The organism is Lysobacter sp. Root916, assembly GCF_001429785.1.
Lineage (GTDB): Bacteria > Pseudomonadota > Gammaproteobacteria > Xanthomonadales > Xanthomonadaceae > Lysobacter.
This window is the reverse complement of record NZ_LMJF01000001.1, coordinates 886521-902589: the sequence shown is the minus strand read 5'-3', so window position 1 is coordinate 902589 and position 16069 is coordinate 886521. Positions and strand designations below refer to the sequence as shown.

21 protein-coding genes are annotated in these 16069 nt (G+C 69.7%); 6 read left to right on the top strand and 15 right to left on the bottom strand.

Going from position 1 to position 16069, the window contains the following annotated elements:
- Nucleotides 1-122: 122 nt before the first annotated feature.
- From ASE35_RS04240 to ASE35_RS04210, 7 genes are all read right to left on the bottom strand, one after another.
- Nucleotides 123-605 (bottom strand): low molecular weight protein-tyrosine-phosphatase, encoded by a 483-nt coding sequence (locus ASE35_RS04240; RefSeq protein WP_056174325.1) that lies wholly within the window; start codon nt 603-605, stop codon nt 123-125.
- A gap of 3 nt (nt 606-608) precedes the next feature.
- Nucleotides 609-1376 (bottom strand): 3-deoxy-manno-octulosonate cytidylyltransferase, encoded by a 768-nt coding sequence (gene kdsB, locus ASE35_RS04235; RefSeq protein ID WP_057163051.1) that lies wholly within the window; start codon nt 1374-1376, stop codon nt 609-611.
- A 214-nt stretch (nt 1377-1590) separates the two neighbouring features.
- Nucleotides 1591-2610, bottom strand: coding sequence for a tetraacyldisaccharide 4'-kinase (lpxK, locus tag ASE35_RS04230; RefSeq protein ID WP_057163050.1), 1020 nt, complete (start codon nt 2608-2610; stop codon nt 1591-1593).
- A gap of 3 nt (nt 2611-2613) precedes the next feature.
- Nucleotides 2614-4362 carry a lipid A export permease/ATP-binding protein MsbA gene (msbA, locus tag ASE35_RS04225; protein ID WP_056174318.1) on the bottom strand — a complete coding sequence of 583 codons (1749 nt, stop codon included), beginning with the start codon at nt 4360-4362 and terminating at the stop codon, nt 2614-2616.
- Nucleotides 4359-4808, bottom strand: coding sequence for a biopolymer transporter ExbD (locus ASE35_RS04220; RefSeq protein WP_056174316.1), 450 nt, complete (start codon nt 4806-4808; stop codon nt 4359-4361). The genes msbA and ASE35_RS04220 overlap by 4 nt, the downstream gene beginning before the upstream one ends.
- 12 nt (nt 4809-4820) lie before the next feature.
- Nucleotides 4821-5489, bottom strand: a complete 669-nt coding sequence (locus tag ASE35_RS04215) for a MotA/TolQ/ExbB proton channel family protein (RefSeq protein ID WP_056174315.1) — start codon at nt 5487-5489, stop codon at nt 4821-4823.
- A 28-nt stretch (nt 5490-5517) separates the two neighbouring features.
- On the bottom strand, nt 5518-7872 hold the full coding sequence (locus ASE35_RS04210; protein WP_235569989.1) for a DNA internalization-related competence protein ComEC/Rec2: 2355 nt from the start codon (nt 7870-7872) through the stop codon (nt 5518-5520).
- 199 nt (nt 7873-8071) lie between these two features.
- Between ASE35_RS04210 and ASE35_RS04205 the strand changes: the two genes are divergently transcribed.
- The 6 genes from ASE35_RS04205 to ASE35_RS04180 all read left to right on the top strand — a co-directional run bounded on the left by ASE35_RS04205 (nt 8072) and on the right by ASE35_RS04180 (nt 10812).
- Nucleotides 8072-8461 (top strand): GFA family protein, encoded by a 390-nt coding sequence (locus ASE35_RS04205; RefSeq protein WP_057163049.1) that lies wholly within the window; start codon nt 8072-8074, stop codon nt 8459-8461.
- Nucleotides 8462-8568: 107 nt separating this feature from the next.
- A complete protein-coding gene (locus ASE35_RS04200) occupies nt 8569-8958 on the top strand; it encodes a hypothetical protein (protein ID WP_057163048.1) in 390 nt (129 codons plus the stop codon).
- Complete coding sequence (locus ASE35_RS04195) at nt 8955-9401, top strand: hypothetical protein (protein WP_057163047.1); 447 nt, start codon at nt 8955-8957, stop codon at nt 9399-9401. Before ASE35_RS04200 ends, ASE35_RS04195 begins: the two co-directional genes overlap by 4 nt.
- Before the next feature lie 113 nt (nt 9402-9514).
- Nucleotides 9515-9982 carry a hypothetical protein gene (locus tag ASE35_RS04190; protein ID WP_157489258.1) on the top strand — a complete coding sequence of 156 codons (468 nt, stop codon included), beginning with the start codon at nt 9515-9517 and terminating at the stop codon, nt 9980-9982.
- Nucleotides 9983-10103: 121 nt separating this feature from the next.
- The gene (locus tag ASE35_RS04185; protein ID WP_057163046.1) at nt 10104-10523 is read left to right on the top strand and encodes a hypothetical protein; all 420 of its coding nucleotides are present in this window, start codon (nt 10104-10106) and stop codon (nt 10521-10523) included.
- A gap of 34 nt (nt 10524-10557) precedes the next feature.
- On the top strand, nt 10558-10812 hold the full coding sequence (locus ASE35_RS04180) for a CPCC family cysteine-rich protein (RefSeq protein WP_082611106.1): 255 nt from the start codon (nt 10558-10560) through the stop codon (nt 10810-10812).
- A 37-nt stretch (nt 10813-10849) separates the two neighbouring features.
- Here ASE35_RS04180 and lolD read toward each other — a convergent pair whose 3' ends face one another.
- From lolD to ASE35_RS04140, 8 genes are all read right to left on the bottom strand, one after another.
- Nucleotides 10850-11548 carry a lipoprotein-releasing ABC transporter ATP-binding protein LolD gene (gene lolD / locus ASE35_RS04175; RefSeq protein ID WP_091634392.1) on the bottom strand — a complete coding sequence of 233 codons (699 nt, stop codon included), beginning with the start codon at nt 11546-11548 and terminating at the stop codon, nt 10850-10852.
- 13 nt (nt 11549-11561) lie between these two features.
- On the bottom strand, nt 11562-12806 hold the full coding sequence (locus tag ASE35_RS04170) for a lipoprotein-releasing ABC transporter permease subunit (RefSeq protein ID WP_056174306.1): 1245 nt from the start codon (nt 12804-12806) through the stop codon (nt 11562-11564).
- A gap of 6 nt (nt 12807-12812) precedes the next feature.
- Nucleotides 12813-13112: a hypothetical protein gene (locus ASE35_RS04165; protein WP_235569988.1), complete on the bottom strand. Its 300-nt coding sequence runs from the start codon at nt 13110-13112 to the stop codon at nt 12813-12815.
- A gap of 97 nt (nt 13113-13209) precedes the next feature.
- Nucleotides 13210-13458, bottom strand: coding sequence for a succinate dehydrogenase assembly factor 2 (locus ASE35_RS04160; protein WP_056174303.1), 249 nt, complete (start codon nt 13456-13458; stop codon nt 13210-13212).
- Nucleotides 13451-14221 (bottom strand): hypothetical protein, encoded by a 771-nt coding sequence (locus ASE35_RS04155; protein WP_057163044.1) that lies wholly within the window; start codon nt 14219-14221, stop codon nt 13451-13453. The genes ASE35_RS04160 and ASE35_RS04155 overlap by 8 nt, the downstream gene beginning before the upstream one ends.
- Entirely contained in the window at nt 14208-14924 is a 717-nt protein-coding gene (locus ASE35_RS04150; protein ID WP_056174298.1) for a hypothetical protein, read from the bottom strand. The genes ASE35_RS04155 and ASE35_RS04150 overlap by 14 nt, the downstream gene beginning before the upstream one ends.
- Nucleotides 14917-15612, bottom strand: a complete 696-nt coding sequence (locus tag ASE35_RS04145) for a hypothetical protein (protein WP_157489257.1) — start codon at nt 15610-15612, stop codon at nt 14917-14919. Before ASE35_RS04145 ends, ASE35_RS04150 begins: the two co-directional genes overlap by 8 nt.
- Nucleotides 15609-16031: an MAPEG family protein gene (locus tag ASE35_RS04140; RefSeq protein ID WP_057163042.1), complete on the bottom strand. Its 423-nt coding sequence runs from the start codon at nt 16029-16031 to the stop codon at nt 15609-15611. Before ASE35_RS04140 ends, ASE35_RS04145 begins: the two co-directional genes overlap by 4 nt.
- Nucleotides 16032-16069 lie beyond the last annotated feature (38 nt).

Genomic DNA, 16069 nt, shown 5'->3' with positions numbered 1-16069 from the left:
CGACGTGGGGCGAGAGCTTGTTTTCTACCTGCACCGAACAGGGCGGCACCTTGCCCCCTTTTCCGAAAGGGGAACCGCACCCTGCCCTCCCCCTTCCAACGGGGGAGCGAGGAGGATTTGCGCTAGCGCCCGCGCAACCCCAATTCCTCGCGCAGGCGCGCGATCGCGCCGTCGGCGGCGCGGTCCAGCAGGCCGAACACGTGTTCGAACTGGGCGGGACCGCCGGTGTAGGGATCGGGCACCTCGCCCTGGCTTTCAACGCCGGTCCAATCCAGCAGCAAGGCCGCCTGCGCACGCGCGCCGCGCGGCGCGCGCGCCTGCACGTCGCGCAGGTTGGCGCGGTCGGCGCACAGCAACCAGTCGAAGTCGCGGTAGTCGGCGGCCTGCAGCTGGCGCGCGCGCAGGCCGGCGATGTCGATGCCGTGCTCGGCCGCGTTGGCGATCGCGCGCCGGTCCGGCGGCTGGCCCACGTGCCAGTCGCCGGTGCCGGCCGAATCCAGTTCGACCTGGCCGGCCAACGTCGAGGCGGCGATACGCGCGCGCAGCACGCCTTCGGCCACCGGCGAGCGGCAGATGTTGCCCAGGCAGACCACCAGCAGGCGCACCGCTCAGGCGTCCTGAGCCAGGCGCGACTCGGCGCGCGCGAGGTCTTCCGGGGTGTCCACGCCGGGCGGAAACGGTTCGGGCGTAAGCGCGACCGCGATGCGGTGCCCGGCCTCGAGCACGCGCAGCTGCTCCAGCGATTCGATCCGCTCCAGCCGCCCCGGCGGCATCGCCGCGAAGCGCTGCAGGAATCCGGCGCGGTAGCCGTAAATGCCGATGTGGCGTAGCCACTGCCCGTGCTCGGGCATGCGCTCGCGGTCGCGCGCGAACTCGTCGCGCGGCCACGGGATCGGCGCGCGGCTGAAGTACAGCGCGTCGCCGTTGGCCGCGCGCACCAGCTTGACCGCATTGGGATCGAGCAGGGTTTCGACCTCGGTCACCGGCGCGGCCAGGGTCGACATCTCCGCGCCGCTCGCGCGCAGCGCCTCGGCGCAGGCGCGCACGCCCGCGGCCGGCGCGAACGGCTCGTCGCCTTGCAGGTTGACCACCACGGTGTCGTCCGACCAGCCGGCGATGCGCGCGCATTCGGCCAGGCGATCGGTGCCGGAGGCGTGTTCGGTCGAGGTCATCGCCACCTGTACGCCGCTGTCGCGCAGGGCCTGCGCGATGCGCGCGTCGTCGGCCGCTACCCACACCTCGCGCGCACCGGCCGCGAGCGCGCGGCGCGCGACGTGCAGCACCAGCGGCTCGCCGGCGAGCAGGCGCAGCGGCTTGCCGGGCAGACGCGTGGCGGCGTAACGGGCGGGAATGGCGACGACGAAGTCCTGGGACATGGGATTTCCGTTTCGCGGACGGGCCGCGGGGTGTGGGCTGACGGCGCAGGGCAAACCGCAGCCTGTCTCATCTTACGGCGGAGCTCGCGGATGCGCGTTGCGGCCCGCTCCGGCATGCCCGCCCCGGCCCGCCGAATACCGACCGATCAGCGTAAGAGCCGGTGCTTCACGCCTGCGGCAGGATTTGTGTTCGATGCGGCCCGCATCGCGGCCGCTAGCGCCCTTTCAATGCCGCCAGCTTGGCCAGCAACGACACCCAGAAGGCCTCGGGCAGTTCGGTGCGCACCGGCACGCTGAAGAACTGCTCGGTGACGAAGGAGCCCTCGCCCACGCCGACCAGCTTGACCGCGTCCTTCTCGGTCATCAGCACCGGCAGTTGGCTGCCGAACTCGAAATCGGCGGCGCTGTAGCGATGGTGGTCGGGAAACGCGTGCGGGACCAAGGCGATGCCGAAGCCGCGCAGCATGGCGAAGTAGCGCTCGGGATCGCCGATGCCGGCAACGGCATGCACGCGCTGGCCGGAATAGGCGCTGAGCTTGCGCCCGCGCCCGCCCAGCACCGGCTGGGCCTGGTCGGCGACCAGGCGCATCGGCCATTCGCCGAAGCCGGTCTCGCCGCCGTTGACCACGCGGAAGTCGCAACGCGCGGCGCGCTCGGGCAGTTCGCGCAGCGGGCCGGCGGGCAGCAGTTGCGCGTTGCCGTAGCGGCGACGGCCGTCGACCACCTCGATCTCGATGTCGCGCGCCAGTCGGTAATGCTGCAGTCCGTCGTCGCAGACCACCACGTCGCAGCCGGCCTCGACCAGCGCGCGCGCGGCCACGACGCGGTCGCGGTCGACGCGCACTTTGACGCCGGTGCGCATGGCGATCAGGACCGGTTCGTCGCCGCCCAAGGCGGGATCGGTGGCGGCCTCGACCCACATCGGCTGCGCCGCACGCTCGCGGCCGTAGCCGCGGCTGGCGACGCCCGGGTTCCAGCCCTCGGCGCGCAGGCGCTCGACCAGGGCGATCGTCATCGGGGTCTTGCCGGCGCCACCGGCGGTGATGTTGCCGACCACGATCACCGGCACGCCGGGATGGCGGCGACGCAGCCAGCCCTTCAGGTACAGGCCGCGGCGCAAGCCGCTGACGCTGCCGTATAGCGCCGACAGCAGGCGTGCGCCGAGCGGAATCGGCGCGTCGCCGTACCAGTACGCCGGCAGGCGCGCGCGGCGCTCGTGGGAACCGCCGGCCATGCCCTACTCCGCCTCGCGGAACTGCATGCGGTGCAGGTGCGCGTACAGGCCGCCCTGCTCCAGCAACTGTGCGTGGCTGCCGCGCTCGACGATGCGGCCCTGGTCCAGCACCAGCACCTGGTCGGCGTGCTCGATGGTCGAGAGCCGGTGCGCGATCACCAGGGTGGTGCGGTCGGGCATCAGCCGGTCGAGGGCGTCCTGCACCAGGCGTTCGGATTCGGTGTCCAGCGCCGCGGTGGCCTCGTCGAGGATCAAAATCGGCGCGTCCTTGAGCATCGCGCGCGCGATCGCCAGGCGCTGGCGCTGGCCGCCGGAGAGCTTGCCGCCCTTGGCGCCGATGTGGGTCTGCACGCCCTCGGACAGGCGCTCGACGAATTCCATCGCATTGGCGCCGCGCACCGCGCGCTCCAGGCCTTCGGGCGCGGCTTCCTGCAACTCGCCGTAGGCGACGTTGGCGGCCACGGTGCCATCGAACAGCATCACCTGCTGGCCGACCAGGGCGATCTGACGGCGCAGGTCGGCCAAGCGGTAGTCCTGCAGCGGATGGCCGTCGAGCAGGATCTGGCCGGATTCAGGCTCGTAGAAACGCGGAATCAGCTTGATCAGGGTCGATTTGCCGCTGCCGGAGCGGCCGACGATGGCGGTGACCGTGCCGGGCCTGGCGCTGAAACTGATGTCGGCCAGCGCCGGGTCCTTCTGGCCCGGATAGCGCGCGACCACATCGCGGAACTCGAGCTCGCCGCGCGCGCGGGTGAGCGGACGGCTGCCGTTGTCGGGTTCGTCGTCGGCGTCCAGTACCGAGAACAGGCGCTCGGCCGAGGCCACACCCCGTTGCAGCATGTTCTGCACGTTGGTGAGCTGACGCAGGGCCGGGATGATCGCGATCATCGAGGTCATCAGGGTCACGAACTTGCCCGCGTCCAGGCGCCCGGCCAGGGCTTCGCGCCCGGCCACGAACAGCAACAGCGCCAGACCGACCGCGCCCATCAGCTGCACCATCGCCGAGGCGATGGAGCGCGTGGACTCGACCTTCATGCTCAGCTTGAGGTGGTTGTCGGCGATCGCGCCGTAGCGCGCCAGCTCGACGTCCTGGGCGCCGTAGACCTTGACCTCCTGGTGGTTGCCCAGTGCCTGATCGGCCGACTGCAGCAACGCGCCCGCGCTCTCCTGGATGCGATGGCTGATGCGACGGTAACGGCGGCCGATCTTGTCCATCACGAAGGCCAGCGGCGGCGCCATCAACAGCACCGCCAGGGTCACCTGCCAGCTCGCGAACAGCATCGCGCCCAGCAGCGCGATGGCCTGAAAGCTCTGCTGCAGCATCACCTTCATCGCATCGACCGCGGCCTGCGCGACCTGGTCGCTGTCCGAGCCCAGGCGCACCAGCATCGACGGCACCGGCTCGGTGTCGAAGCGCAGGCCCGGCAGGCGCAGGTACTTGCCCAGCACGTTCACGCGCAGGTCGCGCGCGATGCTGCGGCCGGCCTTGGCCATGTGGTAGTCGGTGACGTAGCCGGCCACGCCGCGCAGCAGGAACAGGCCGACGATCGCCAGCGGCAACAGGGTGCTGAGGTTCTTTTCCTTCTCGATGAAGGTCAGATTGATGATCGGCGTCATCAAGGTGGTGAAGATGCCGGCCGCGGCGGCCTCGACCAGCATGCCGATCAGGGCCAGCCACAACAGCCCGCCGTAGGGACGGGCGAAGCCGAGCAGGCGGCGGTAGGTCTGCCAGGGCGATACCTGGGCGGTCACCGCTTGCCCTCGCTGGGCGCGGCGCCCGTGCCGGCCGGCGGCGCGGTCGCGCTCATGATGCGGCGAAAGCCGAGCTGGCCCAGGGCGTCGTATACGGTCACCACCGCCTGGTAGGGCGTGCGCGCGTCGGCGCGCAGCATCACCGGGCGCTCGCGGTCGCTGCCAGCGACCTCGGCGATGGTGGTCTTCAGCGATTCCAGATCGTCGCGCAGCACTTCACGATCGTCGACGAAATAGCGGCCATCGGCGTTGACCAACACGATCAGCGCCTTGGACGCGTCGCTGACCGGCTCGCCGCTGGCACGCGGCAGCTCCAGCTTGAGCACCGAACGCGCGTCGAAGGTGGCGGTGACCACGAAGAAGATGATCAGCACCAGGATCACGTCGATCAACGGGACCAGGTTGATCTCCGGCTCGTCGTCGGCGCGGTGGTCGCGTATGCGCATGCCGGCCCTGCCTCAGCCCGCGGCCTGCTGCTGCGCCGACGCCGGCGCCGCCGGCGTGGCTGCGACCGGGCGCGCGGGCGTGCGCGGGTCCAGGGTGTCCAGCAACTGGATCGCCTCGTGCTCCATCGCCACGATGTACTCGGCGATGCGGCCGCGGAACCAGCGGTGCGCGATCAGCGCCGGGATCGCCACGATCATGCCGGCCGCGGTGCAGACCAGGGCCTTGCCGATGCCGCCGGCGAGCTGGTTCACGTCGCCGATGCCGTGATCGAGGATGCCCAGGAACATCTGGATCATGCCGACCACGGTGCCGAACAGGCCTAGCAGCGGACCGGCGGCCGAGATCGTGCCGAGGGTGTTGAGGTAACGCTCCATGCGGTGGACCAGGTGGCGGCCCACGTCCTCGATGCGCTCGCGGATCTCGTCGCGCGGGCGACCGCGCACGTCCAGGGCCGCGGCCAGCAGCGCGCCCAGCGGCGAGGTCGCACGCAGGGATTCGATGTGGGCCGGGTCCAGCTTGCCGCGACCGGCCCAGGCACGGACTTCCTTGCCCAGCTCGGGCGGCAGCACGGCCTTGCGCCGCAACGTCCACAACCGCTCGATGATGATCGCCAGCGCGACGGCCGACAGCAGCAACAGCGGGATCATCGGCCAACCGCCGGCCTTGATCAGTTCCAGCACTCGCGAACCTCCGGCCCATTCGGCCGCGTCAATCTGACCGATAGGATAGCCCAGGCGGCGCGGCCTCCACCCGCCTGGCCGCGTCCCACAGCCTCGGATGTGCCTGGCGTCGCGTTTCCAGCTTGAGCCCCTCCGCCGCGAGCCGCAGTCGCAGGGCCCCGCCGCGGCTGGTGTCCCAGACGCTGGCGCCGGCCGCGCGCCAGCGCGTCAGCACCTGCGGCTTGGGGTGCCCGTAGCGATTGCCGTAGCCGCTGGAGATCAGGGCGTGGCGGGCGCCGGTGGCGGCCACGAAGGCCGGATCCGACGAGCCCCGGCTGCCGTGATGGGGAACCAGGACCACATCGGCGCGCAGGTCGCGACGGCCGCTCTCGCGATCGCGACGGACCAGATCGCGCTCGACCACCTCACCGATGTCGCCGGTCAGCAGCACCGCGCCATGGGCGGTGTCGATGCGCAGCACGCAACTGGACTCGTTGCGCAGATAAGGGAAATACGGCGGCGGGTGCAGGAAGCGGAAGCGCACCCCGTCCCAGGTCCAGGCCTCGCCGGCCACGCAGGCCCGGGCCAGCGCGATTCCGGCCCCTTCGGGTGCGCGCCGGTCGTCGCCGGGGTAGGCCCGCGCCACCGCCTCCAGCCCGCCCGCGTGATCGTTGTCGGCATGGCTGACCACCAGCCGGTCCAGCGAGCGCACACCCAGCGCGCGCAGGGTCGGCAGCACCGCGCGTTCGCCGGCGTCGTAGCCGTCGACCACGGCCGGCCCGAAGTCGTACAGCAGCTCGTGGCGCGCGGTACGCACGTGCACCGACAGCCCTTGGCCGACGTCGATCACGGTCAACTCGGCCTCGCCGGGCTGCGGCAGGTTCCGGTCCGGCCACAGCAACGGCAGCCACAGCAGCAGGGCCAAGGGCTTGCCGGGCACCCCGCGCGGCAGCAACAGCCAGAACGCTCCGAGCAGGGCCAGCGGCAGGGCGAACCATGGCGCCTGCGGCAACCACCACAACGCCAGGCCGCCCGTGGCCAGGCGCTCGAAGCAGGGCCAACTCAGATCGAAGCAGAGCGCCGCCAGGCGCCAGGCACCCTCGCCCGCTCCCGTCCACAGCAGATCCAGCCCGGTGCCGATCAAGGCCAGCGGCACCACCACCAGGCTCCACCAAGGCACGGCGAGCAGGTTCGCGAGCGGGCCCGCCAAGGAGGCCTGGCCGAACAGCGCCACGCAGGCCGGCAGCAGACCCAGGGTGGCCACGCCCTGCGCCGACAGGAACTCGCGCAGCAGCGAAGGCCGCGGCCCGCTGCGTGGCAGGCACCACAGCAGCCAGGCCACCCCGAGAAAGCTCAGCCAGAAGCCCGCACCCAGCACCGCCAGCGGATCCACCAGCAGGACCGCGATCGCGGCCAGGGCCAGCGCCGCGGCGCCCTCGAACGGCCGCCGCGACAGACGCACGCCGGCGACCACCGCGATCATCAGCAGGGTACGCACCGTGGGCAACGCGAACCCCGCCAGCGCGGCGTAGAGCAAGGCACCGGTGGCGGCCGCCGAGGCCGCGGCGATCGGCCGCGGCCAACGCCGCGCCAACCCCGGCCGCAGGCGCCACACGCCGCGCACGATCAAGGCGAAGAAGCCCGCGACCAGGCCGACGTGGAAACCGGAGATCGCGATCAGGTGGGTGAGTCCGTTCGCGCGCAACACCTCCCAGTCGCGCTCGTCCAAGGCGCGGGTGTCGCCCAACGCGAGCGCGCGCACGTAGCGCGACGAGGGCGCCGCGACCGCGTCGCGGATGCGGTCCGACAGGCGTTCGCGCAAGGCCTCCAGCCCGCTCGCCGGCGCCAACAGTTGCGCTTGCTCGGCGGCGACCAGATAGCCGTTCGCGCTCAGACCCTGCATTAGCGCGTACTTCTCGGCGTCGGCGCCGCCCGGATTGCGCAGGCCGCGCGGTGCGCGCAGCCGCAGCTTCCAGCGCCAGCGCTGGCCCGCGCGCAACCGCTCACGCTCGACGCGATCCTCGCTGTACCACGACAGGCGTAACAGCCGCCCGCGCAAGGGCGCCGGCTGATCGTCGCCGCCATCGACGCGGAACGCGAAGCGCGTGCGCCTGACTTCGTGCACCGGCATTTCGACGATGCGACCGGACACCGTCGCCTGCCGCCGTTCCCACTCCGGCGGCAGCTGCCGGGACAAGGCGTAGCCCGCGTGCAGCCCGGTCCAGGCGAACCCCACCAAGACGACCCCGAGCAAGCGCCACGCGCGACCGCAGCGGCGCCAGACCCACGCGCCGACCATGAGTAGGGGCAACAACAACAGAACCGGCGACAGAACGGGGGCCGCGAGACTGACCGCCGTACCGCCCAGCAAGCCGATCGCGGCCGCCGGACCGAAAGCCGCCACCGTCGTTGCCCTGATCCCGACGCCCTTCGCCATCGCCCCGCCCGCACCGAATCGTGTGCGTCCAGCTTAGGAAGCCGCCTGGCGCGCCACTATCGGCGCTACACCCGATGCGGCCTAGGATTAATCCGAATGCCGGCGACATCGGAGCGGCCGTATGATCGCCATGGGCGCGAGCAGGCCGCCAAGGAGATCAGACGCCATGCAACAGACCTATCGCGGTTCCTGCCATTGCGGCCGCGTGAGCTTCGAGCTCGACGGCGAAGTGAAGTACGCGATCGAGTGCAACTGTTCGATCTGCCGCCGCAAGGGCGCGCTCTGGCACGGCACCGCGGATGCCGGCCTGCGCATCCTCAGCGGCGAATCCGAGCTGACCCTGTACCAGTTCAACACCATGACCGCGAAACACTATTCGTGTCGGCATTGCGGCATCTCGCCGTTCTCGCGCCCGCGCCTGGACCCGAGCGTGTGGGTGGTAAATATCCGCTGCCTGGAGGGCGTGGACCTGGCGTGCCTGCCCGTGCACGGGTTCGATGGCGAGCATTGGGAGGAGGCGGCGCGTACTTTGCGGGGCGGATCGCAACAGGCCTAGGCGATGGCGCGGCTTAATCGACTCGGCTCGCTCCGCCGACCTCGATCGCAGCCCTGTTCGCGTTTCTTCCACTGCGCCAAAATGCCGGATCACTCAGGGGAACCCGCATGCTGCTCCCGATTCTGTTAGCCGCCGCAATCGGTGGCCTACCGCCGGACTCGAACCTGGACTCGGTCATCGCTTTCGGCAACTCGAGCTCGTATCCGCTCGGGGTGAAGACCTGTAAACAGCTGTTTCCCGAACACCGCGACGCCTACGACGCCGCCTTGAAGGAATGGAAGGCCGCCAACGCCGACAAGGTGAAGGCCGGCCGCGACATCATCGCCGAAGAGGGGCGACGCACCGGCGTCGACACCATCCGCACGATTCGCGACAACCAGATCTGGCTGGACGAACGCTTGCGCGCAGCGCCGAAGGAACAGCAGACCAATAGCTGCAATCAGCTTCTGAAGGAGATTCGGGGCGATGGCGATCCCGCCTCCGGCTCGAATGCATGAGCGGCGCGATTTCGCTCTCCAGGATCTGGTCGGACGACGATTTGACCGAGTTGCGCATCGTTGTAGCCGGCACGAATTCGTCGTTCGCCAATTCGGTCTATGTCGGGCACGACGCGCTCGCCTCCCTGGTCAGGCAGATGCTGGAGTTCCGGTGTCAGGTGGTCGGGACCTCGGATATCCGTCTTGGGGCGTTCGGCCCGGAGTATGCGAGTGGCGGATTCCATGCTCACCTGGAGTTCCGCGATCCTGGACGCTTGTTCGTCAGCACTCATCAACAGGATGAGTTCCAACCTTTTCCACACGATCGCGTAGCCAACGAAGCCAGGCTGTATTTAGTGAGTGAACCTGTGCTGCTGGACCGGTTCGCATACGAACTGCAGGGCCTCGCCGGCGGCACCAGAGAAGAAGCCCAACTCTTATGCCCGATTGCACCCGGAAGCTGATTTGAACCAAAGCACCAGCACCGCCCCCCCTTGCATGGCTCGCTACGCCCAGCAGCAATCCGCGCGCCGACCCGCTTAAATACCGCCAGCAACCGCTCAGCCGGAGATACATCATGCGTTTTGGCAGTTTGTTGGCATTCTCAATACTTGCATACGCCTACCAGGGCCAAGCCCACGCCGGCTCCGCCCCCGCCAGCCTGACCTGCACGCCGCTGACCAAGGGCTCGAGCATGCAGCTCGACGGCACGATTCCGGCGAGCGAGGAAACCCTGTCCCTGGTGGTTTCCAGCCGCGAGCATCGTTACACGCTCAGCGACGCGGGCTCCGAAACCACGGTGATCGAGTCCCTGGCGGAGGGCGTGTTCGCGCTGAACATCAGGTCGCGCGGGTTCGAGACTACGCTGTATGCCATTCCCGCCACGGTGAAAGCCACGCCTCTGCCCTACGGCACCGACGCCCGCTTCGTCGCGAAACTGACCGCGCTGCGCCCCTCGCGCCATGCGGACGCCGGCGCCAGCTACCTCTACGACGATTACGTGCGCGATATCAAGATGTCCTGCCACTATCGCTACGAGATATGAGCGCGCAGGCCACCCGTCGGCGACGGCAAACCGAAGATTCGAATACCGCTCCGCGGCGACAGGGTCGCGCCGACCTCGCCGACGATTCCGCTTGATACGCGCGCAGCTTCGAGGAGGCCTTTTGTCCGACATCAACATGGAAGCGATTCTCTCCGCGCTGGCCCTGCTGGGCGGCGCGATCGCCTGGCTGCATCAGCTGCGCACCAAGTCGCGCCGCGACAAGATCAAGCTCGACCTGGAGATACTGGAGAAATCGAGGCACATGTTCGGCGAGACGGACGAGCGCACGAATCGGGTGCGGGCCGCAGTCGGGCGGCGGATGGATCGGGTTTACGGCGAGCAGTCCGAGCAAGGCCGCAAGCCCCTGCCCTGGGCCGACCTGGTGCTGCTGCTGTTCTGCATCGGCGCAGCGATCTTCTTCGTCAGGAACGGCATCGCTGGCAGCGAAGCCTGGGAACTGGTGCTGGCGGGCCTGCTGGCCTTCGTGGGCGCCGGCGCGGCGATGAACGCCCTGGAGCACCGGCGGGACACGGACAGCTAGAATCCAACACACGCGCAGAGCCCAGGTCACCCGCATGGCCGCAAACGAGTTACCGCTGCGCTGCCCTTGCTCCGGCTGCAAAACCTTGGATGAGCGTCGCGCTTACGAGATCTGCGCGGTGTGCTGCTGGGAGGACGACGGCCAGGACGACGCCGACGCCGATGAGGTCCGCGGCGGGCCGAATGGCGAGCTCAGCTTGAGCCTGGCCAGACTCAACTACGGCCAGTTCGGTGCGTGTCACAGGCGCTTCCTGCCGCGCGTGCGCGCGCCGCGCCCCGAAGAAATCTGAGCGAAGCTCAGGTCCGGCGGACCGGACCTATCCGCGATCAGACCTCGCTGGCCGCCAGCTGGCGCAGCTTGCCTTCGTGCAGCTCCAGCACGCGATCCAGGCGGCGCGCGAGGCGGCGGTCGTGGGTGACCAGAACCAGGCTGGTGCCCTGCTCGCGGTTCAAGGCCAGCATCAGCTCGAACACGGTCGCGGCGGTCTTCTCGTCCAGGTTGCCGGTGGGCTCGTCGCCGAGCACGCACGCAGGCTTGTTGACCAGGGCGCGCGCGACCGCGGCGCGCTGGCGCTCGCCGCCGGACAGCTCGCCGGGCTTGTGTTCGAGACGATGGCCCAGGCCGACCGATTCCAGCAGCGCCTTGGCGCGCTGGCTGGCGTCGGGCACGGCCGCGCCAGCCAACAGCACCGGCAGCATCACGTTCTCCAGCGCGGTGAACTCGGGCAGCAGGTGGTGGAACTGATAGACGAAGCCCAGCGCCTGGTTGCGCAGCGCGCCGCGGGCGGCGTCGGACAAGGCGTTCATGCGCCGCCCGGCGACGAAGACCTCGCCCGCGGTCGGGGTGTCGAGACCGCCGAGCAAATGCAGCAGGGTGCTCTTGCCGGCGCCGGACGCGCCGAGGATGGCGACGGTCTCGCCGCGCTCCACCGCCAGGTCCAGGCCGTCGAACACCGGCGTGCGCATCTTGCCCTCGGCGTAGGTCATGGCCAGGCCGGAGCAGCGGATCACCGCGTCGTCGGCCATTTCGGCTTGCGGATTACTCATAGCGCAGCGCCTCCGCCGGAGCCGTGCGCGCGGCGCGCCAGGCGGGATAGATGGTGGCGACGAAGGCCATCGCCAGCGCGACCGCGGCGATCGCGACCACGTCGCCGGATTGCAGATCGGTGGGCAGGCCGGTGATGTAGTAGACGTCCTCGGGCAACAACTGCACGCCCAGCACCTTCTCGATGGCCTTGAGGATGTGTTCGAGGTTGAGGGTGAGGACGATGCCGCCGATCACGCCCAGCACGGTGCCGATCACGCCGATCAGGGTGCCCTGTACCACGAACACCTGCATCACCCCGCGCGGGGTCAGGCCCAAGGTGCGCAGGATCGCGATGTCGGCCTGCTTGTCGGTGACCAGCATCACCTGCGAGGACACCAGGTTGAACGCGCCCATCGCGATGATCAGCGACAGCAGGATCGCCATGATGGTTTTTTCCATCTTCAGCGCGCGAAACATATTGGCGTTGTCGCTGGTCCAGTCGCTGACGTTGTAGGGCCCGCCCAGACCGATCGCGAGATCGCGCGCCACGTCCCAGGCCAGGTCCATGTCGTGCAGCCTCAGGCGCACCCCAGTGACGCCGTCGCCCATGCGCAGCACGCGCTGGATGTCGCGCAGGTTGACCACCGCCAGGCCCTTGTCGAACTCGTTATAGCCGGCTTCGAAGATGCCGCTGACGGTGAAGCGTTTGAGCTGCGGCAGCGCGCCCATCGGGGTGCTGCGGAAGTCGGAGGTCATCATCACCACGCTGTCGCCGACCCCGACGCCCAGCCACGCCGCCAGTTCCTTGCCGAGCACGATGTTGTAGCTGCCGGGGGTAAGCGAATCGAGCTTGCCCTGGACCATCTTCTCGGCCAGCACCGAAACCTTGCCCTCCTCGGCCGGCAGCACGCCGCGCACCATCGCGGGCTGGTTGCGCGCGCCGGACAGCAGGGTCTCCTTCTCGATGTAGGGCGCCGCGCCGGCCACGCGCTTGTCGGCGATGGCGGCGTCGACGGCGCGCTGCCAGTCGGTGAGCGGCTCGCCGTAGGCACTGACGGTGGCGTGCGCGGCCATCTGCAGCATGCGGTCGCGGATTTCGCGCTGGAAGCCGCTCATCACCGCCAGGGTGGTGATCAGGGCGGTCACGCCCAGGGCGATGCCCGCGATCGAGGCCAGCGAGATGAAGGAGATGAAGCCGTTGCGGCGCTTGGCGCGCAGGTAGCGCAGGCCGATGGCGACAGGAATAGGTTTGAACATATCCGGCTATGGTGCCATCGAAAGCGAATCGGGCGTAGGCGTTTGGACCGGCCAAGCCAGCCGCAGTTCACGACGGCCGGTGGAATCCAGGGTGTCGGGCCACCAGATCCGGTACCGGAGCCGGCCGCAGCCGTCGCGATAGCGCAGAAACGCCAGCGGACCGCGCCATTGCAGGGCCGGCTGGTCCAGGGGCGCGCCGTCCAGGGAGACCGCGTCGGCCGATACGACCAGTTGCTGCGGCGCGCTGCGCAGCTCCCGCCGCGCCAGCCAGGCGCCGTAGAGCGCGGCGCCCGCGGCCAAGGGCAACGACCCCGGCGCCGGCAATTCGCTGCTCAGGACCGCACCGGCGGCGAGCAGCCCGATCGCGACCAGCGCGCAGGCGAGCCCGCGCGAGGGCCGCCATTCAAGCCGGCATGGCGCGGATGCGTTGGATGAGCGCGTCGAGTTCGGCATCGGGACAAGCGTCGTAGCCCATGAACCAGCGCCAGAGCTTATCGTCCTCGCAATCCAGCAAGCGTAGGAAAACGCCGCGCTGGGCTTCGGAATCCTGCGCCCAGGCGCGGTCGAGGTAGCGGCCGAACAGCTGATCCAGCTCGCGCATGCCGCGGCGGCTGCGCCAGCGCAGGCGCCGCAGTTCGACGTCGTCAGTCATGACCGGTCTCCTGGGTCGGTGCCGCCTTCGCTTCGGTCCCTTTGCCCGGCCCCACGCATAAACCGATGTCTGGGTTACGGCTGCAGTAATCGACCATGAAGCGGGCGACCTCCGCGTCGCGCGCCTTCAGCACTTGCAGTGCGTCCCATAGCGCGGTTTCCATCGGCTCCACCGCCAGGGCGCGAACTTCACCCGGCGCGCCGAGATTCGCCTTGACGATCTTTGGGAAGAACTTGTTGTCGACGTCGTCCTTGAAGCAGTTGGGCGGCTGCCCGGCTTCCAGGCGCCAGCGCGCGTAACATTCGGACTCGAAGCGCCCCGCGTCCGAGCGGACGTAGTCCAAGGCCTCGCGCAACTGGGCCACGCTCGCCGTCTTGGCCAAGCCCTGGGCCAGGGTTTCGTTCATGACCTCGCGCGGCGCATCGCGCAGGATGCGCGTGAGCATACGGTCGTCGGGGTCGGCCGGCGGGTCGGCCGAGACCATGCGATCGAACAGCGCCAGCACCCGGCCCGTGGCCACGTAGTCGCGCGCCAGGCTTAGGCGCTCGTCGGCGGCGGCGGGCTCGGCCGCACAGACGCTACCGGCCCAGCCCGTCAAAACGCCCGCGAGGACGAATCGCATCGTGACGTTGCGCAGCGTGCGCGAGGACCGTGGCCGGGAACCTCGAACCATCGCGGACGCGGCCCAGGTGTCGGCAGCCGAGACGGCGCGCGCGCCGTGCGCCCGCACCGCGGCCATGGCGCCGCCCTCAAGGCCGCTCATCGTCGTCTCCCGCCGCGCCATCTGCGCTCGTAGCCTGCTCCGCGGTAGCGTCCGCGCTGTATCCGCACATACCCTCGCTCGGCTTGCGCTTGCAGTAGTCGGCCAGCTGCGCGGCGATTTCGGAGTCGCGCGAAGCCAGGTCGCGGGTGGAGGCATTCAAAGCAGTGACGATGGCGTCGCCCTTGAGCAACTTGTTGACCAGGGGCCAGCCGGATTCGGTTTCGCCGTGCTCGGCCATGCGCAGGATTTGGGCCTTGCTGGCGCCGGCCTCGAGACAGGCTTGGTAGCCCTCGGCTGGCTGCGGCCAGCGCGACATGCAACCGAACTCGAGCCGGCCGATATCGCTCCTGGCGTGGGCCAGACCGGCCTTCAACACGTCGAGCGACGCATTGGCCGCAAGCGAGCGGGCCAACGAATCGGCGATGACATCGCGCGACAGGTCGCGCACGATGCGGCGCTTCATGGCCAGGTCGTCCGCGCTTTCCGGAGCGGCGGGATTGGCCGCCATGTAGTTGATCATGCCGTCCAGCAGGTCGACGAAGCGCGCGCTCACGACGTAGTCGCGCGCGACGCCCAACCGGTCGGCCGTCGCCTCCGCAGGCGCGGCCGACAGCGACCACGGCAGCGCCAGCGCCAGCAGACTCGACAGCGCGATCCTGGCGCGACGCGTGCGCGGGCGGCGTGGCTGGGTACGGTCAGTCATGGATGCGGCTCTCGGCGGTGGGCGTCGCCCCGCTGGGCGGGCGCAAGGATGGACATGGACCGGCTTGCGGTTGGCGAGCGCAGTAATCGTCGAAAAAACGGCGGGTATCGTCGTCGCTGGCCATCAGGGCGCGCAGCGCATCGGCGATGGCGCCCTGCATGCCCTGCGCCGCCAATTGGTACACCTGCCCGGGCACGCCCGACTGGGCTGCCACCACCTGCGCGAACAAGGGCTGCTGGTCTTCGTCGCTGCCGAAGCAGCCCTCGCCGCGCGCTCCGGCGAAAGGCATGCGCGCGAAGCAGTCGGCCGCGAAACGGCCGGCGTCGGATCGGGCGTAGGCCGCGGCCTCGCGCAGTTGTTCGAGGCTGGCGCGTTCGGCCAGGGCCACCGCCAGGGATTGCGCCAGGACCTCGCGCGGCATGGCGCGCACCGCGCGCGCGAGCCGCAGCCGATCGGTGTCGGCGTCCGGATCGGGCGGCGGCAGATGCTCGAGGAAGCCGTGCGGCTTGGCGTTGGCGACGTACTCGCGCGCCAGCGCCAGCCGATCGGTTTGGGCGTTGTCGGCGGCCGGGGCGGCCAGGCTCCAGAGCGCTGCGCCCAGGGCAAGCGCCAGCCACCCTCCGCGCCAGCCAGGGCCAGGTCGCGAAAACATCGCGCCCGCATCCGACCAGGGGATCGAGCTCTTCATGCGCGCAACAGCCCCCAGGCCAGATAAGCCCACAGCGACCACAGCGCCAAGGCGCCGGCGACGTAGACCGCGAACCGGTGCATGACCCGGTTGTAGCCGCAATGGATGGCGCTGTGGACGACGCGCAGCGCCACGAAGCTCCAGGCCAGGCTCAATACGACCCGATCGCCCAGCGAGGTCATGGCCGCCACGGTCAGCGCCAGGTACAGCAGCACCGGCAGTTCGAACAGGTTGCGGAAATTGTCGGCGGCCGCGCTCTGAGTGAGCCGGGCGCTGGCCTGGGCCGAGGTCGCCACCGCCTGCGGGTGGATGCGCTCGCGCCGCATCTGGCCGATACGGACCACATACAGACGGATCCAGACCAGGCAGGTCAGCGCCGCCATCGCGGCGGCGGGCAGGAACAACTGCTTGGGGTCCATCGCTCGCCTGTCGGTGTCGGGCTAGATGGGGATGGTAG

Bases quoted from the DNA above. Each gene is read 5' to 3' on its own strand.
- kdsB (WP_057163051.1), bottom strand. From the start codon at position 1,376: ATGTCCCAGGACTTCGTCGTCGCCATTCCCGCCCGTTACGCCGCCACG.
- lpxK (WP_057163050.1), bottom strand. From the start codon at position 2,610: ATGGCCGGCGGTTCCCACGAGCGCCGCGCGCGCCTGCCGGCGTACTGG.
- ASE35_RS04220 (WP_056174316.1), bottom strand. From the start codon at position 4,808: ATGCGCATACGCGACCACCGCGCCGACGACGAGCCGGAGATCAACCTG.
- ASE35_RS04205 (WP_057163049.1), top strand. From the start codon at position 8,072: ATGCAACAGACCTATCGCGGTTCCTGCCATTGCGGCCGCGTGAGCTTC.
- ASE35_RS04200 (WP_057163048.1), top strand. From the start codon at position 8,569: ATGCTGCTCCCGATTCTGTTAGCCGCCGCAATCGGTGGCCTACCGCCG.
- ASE35_RS04195 (WP_057163047.1), top strand. From the start codon at position 8,955: ATGAGCGGCGCGATTTCGCTCTCCAGGATCTGGTCGGACGACGATTTG.
- ASE35_RS04190 (WP_157489258.1), top strand. From the start codon at position 9,515: ATGCGTTTTGGCAGTTTGTTGGCATTCTCAATACTTGCATACGCCTAC.
- ASE35_RS04180 (WP_082611106.1), top strand. From the start codon at position 10,558: ATGGCCGCAAACGAGTTACCGCTGCGCTGCCCTTGCTCCGGCTGCAAA.
- lolD (WP_091634392.1), bottom strand. From the start codon at position 11,548: ATGGCCGACGACGCGGTGATCCGCTGCTCCGGCCTGGCCATGACCTAC.
- ASE35_RS04170 (WP_056174306.1), bottom strand. From the start codon at position 12,806: ATGTTCAAACCTATTCCTGTCGCCATCGGCCTGCGCTACCTGCGCGCC.
- ASE35_RS04160 (WP_056174303.1), bottom strand. From the start codon at position 13,458: ATGACTGACGACGTCGAACTGCGGCGCCTGCGCTGGCGCAGCCGCCGC.
- ASE35_RS04155 (WP_057163044.1), bottom strand. From the start codon at position 14,221: ATGAGCGGCCTTGAGGGCGGCGCCATGGCCGCGGTGCGGGCGCACGGC.
- ASE35_RS04150 (WP_056174298.1), bottom strand. From the start codon at position 14,924: ATGACTGACCGTACCCAGCCACGCCGCCCGCGCACGCGTCGCGCCAGG.
- ASE35_RS04145 (WP_157489257.1), bottom strand. From the start codon at position 15,612: ATGAAGAGCTCGATCCCCTGGTCGGATGCGGGCGCGATGTTTTCGCGA.
- ASE35_RS04140 (WP_057163042.1), bottom strand. From the start codon at position 16,031: ATGGACCCCAAGCAGTTGTTCCTGCCCGCCGCCGCGATGGCGGCGCTG.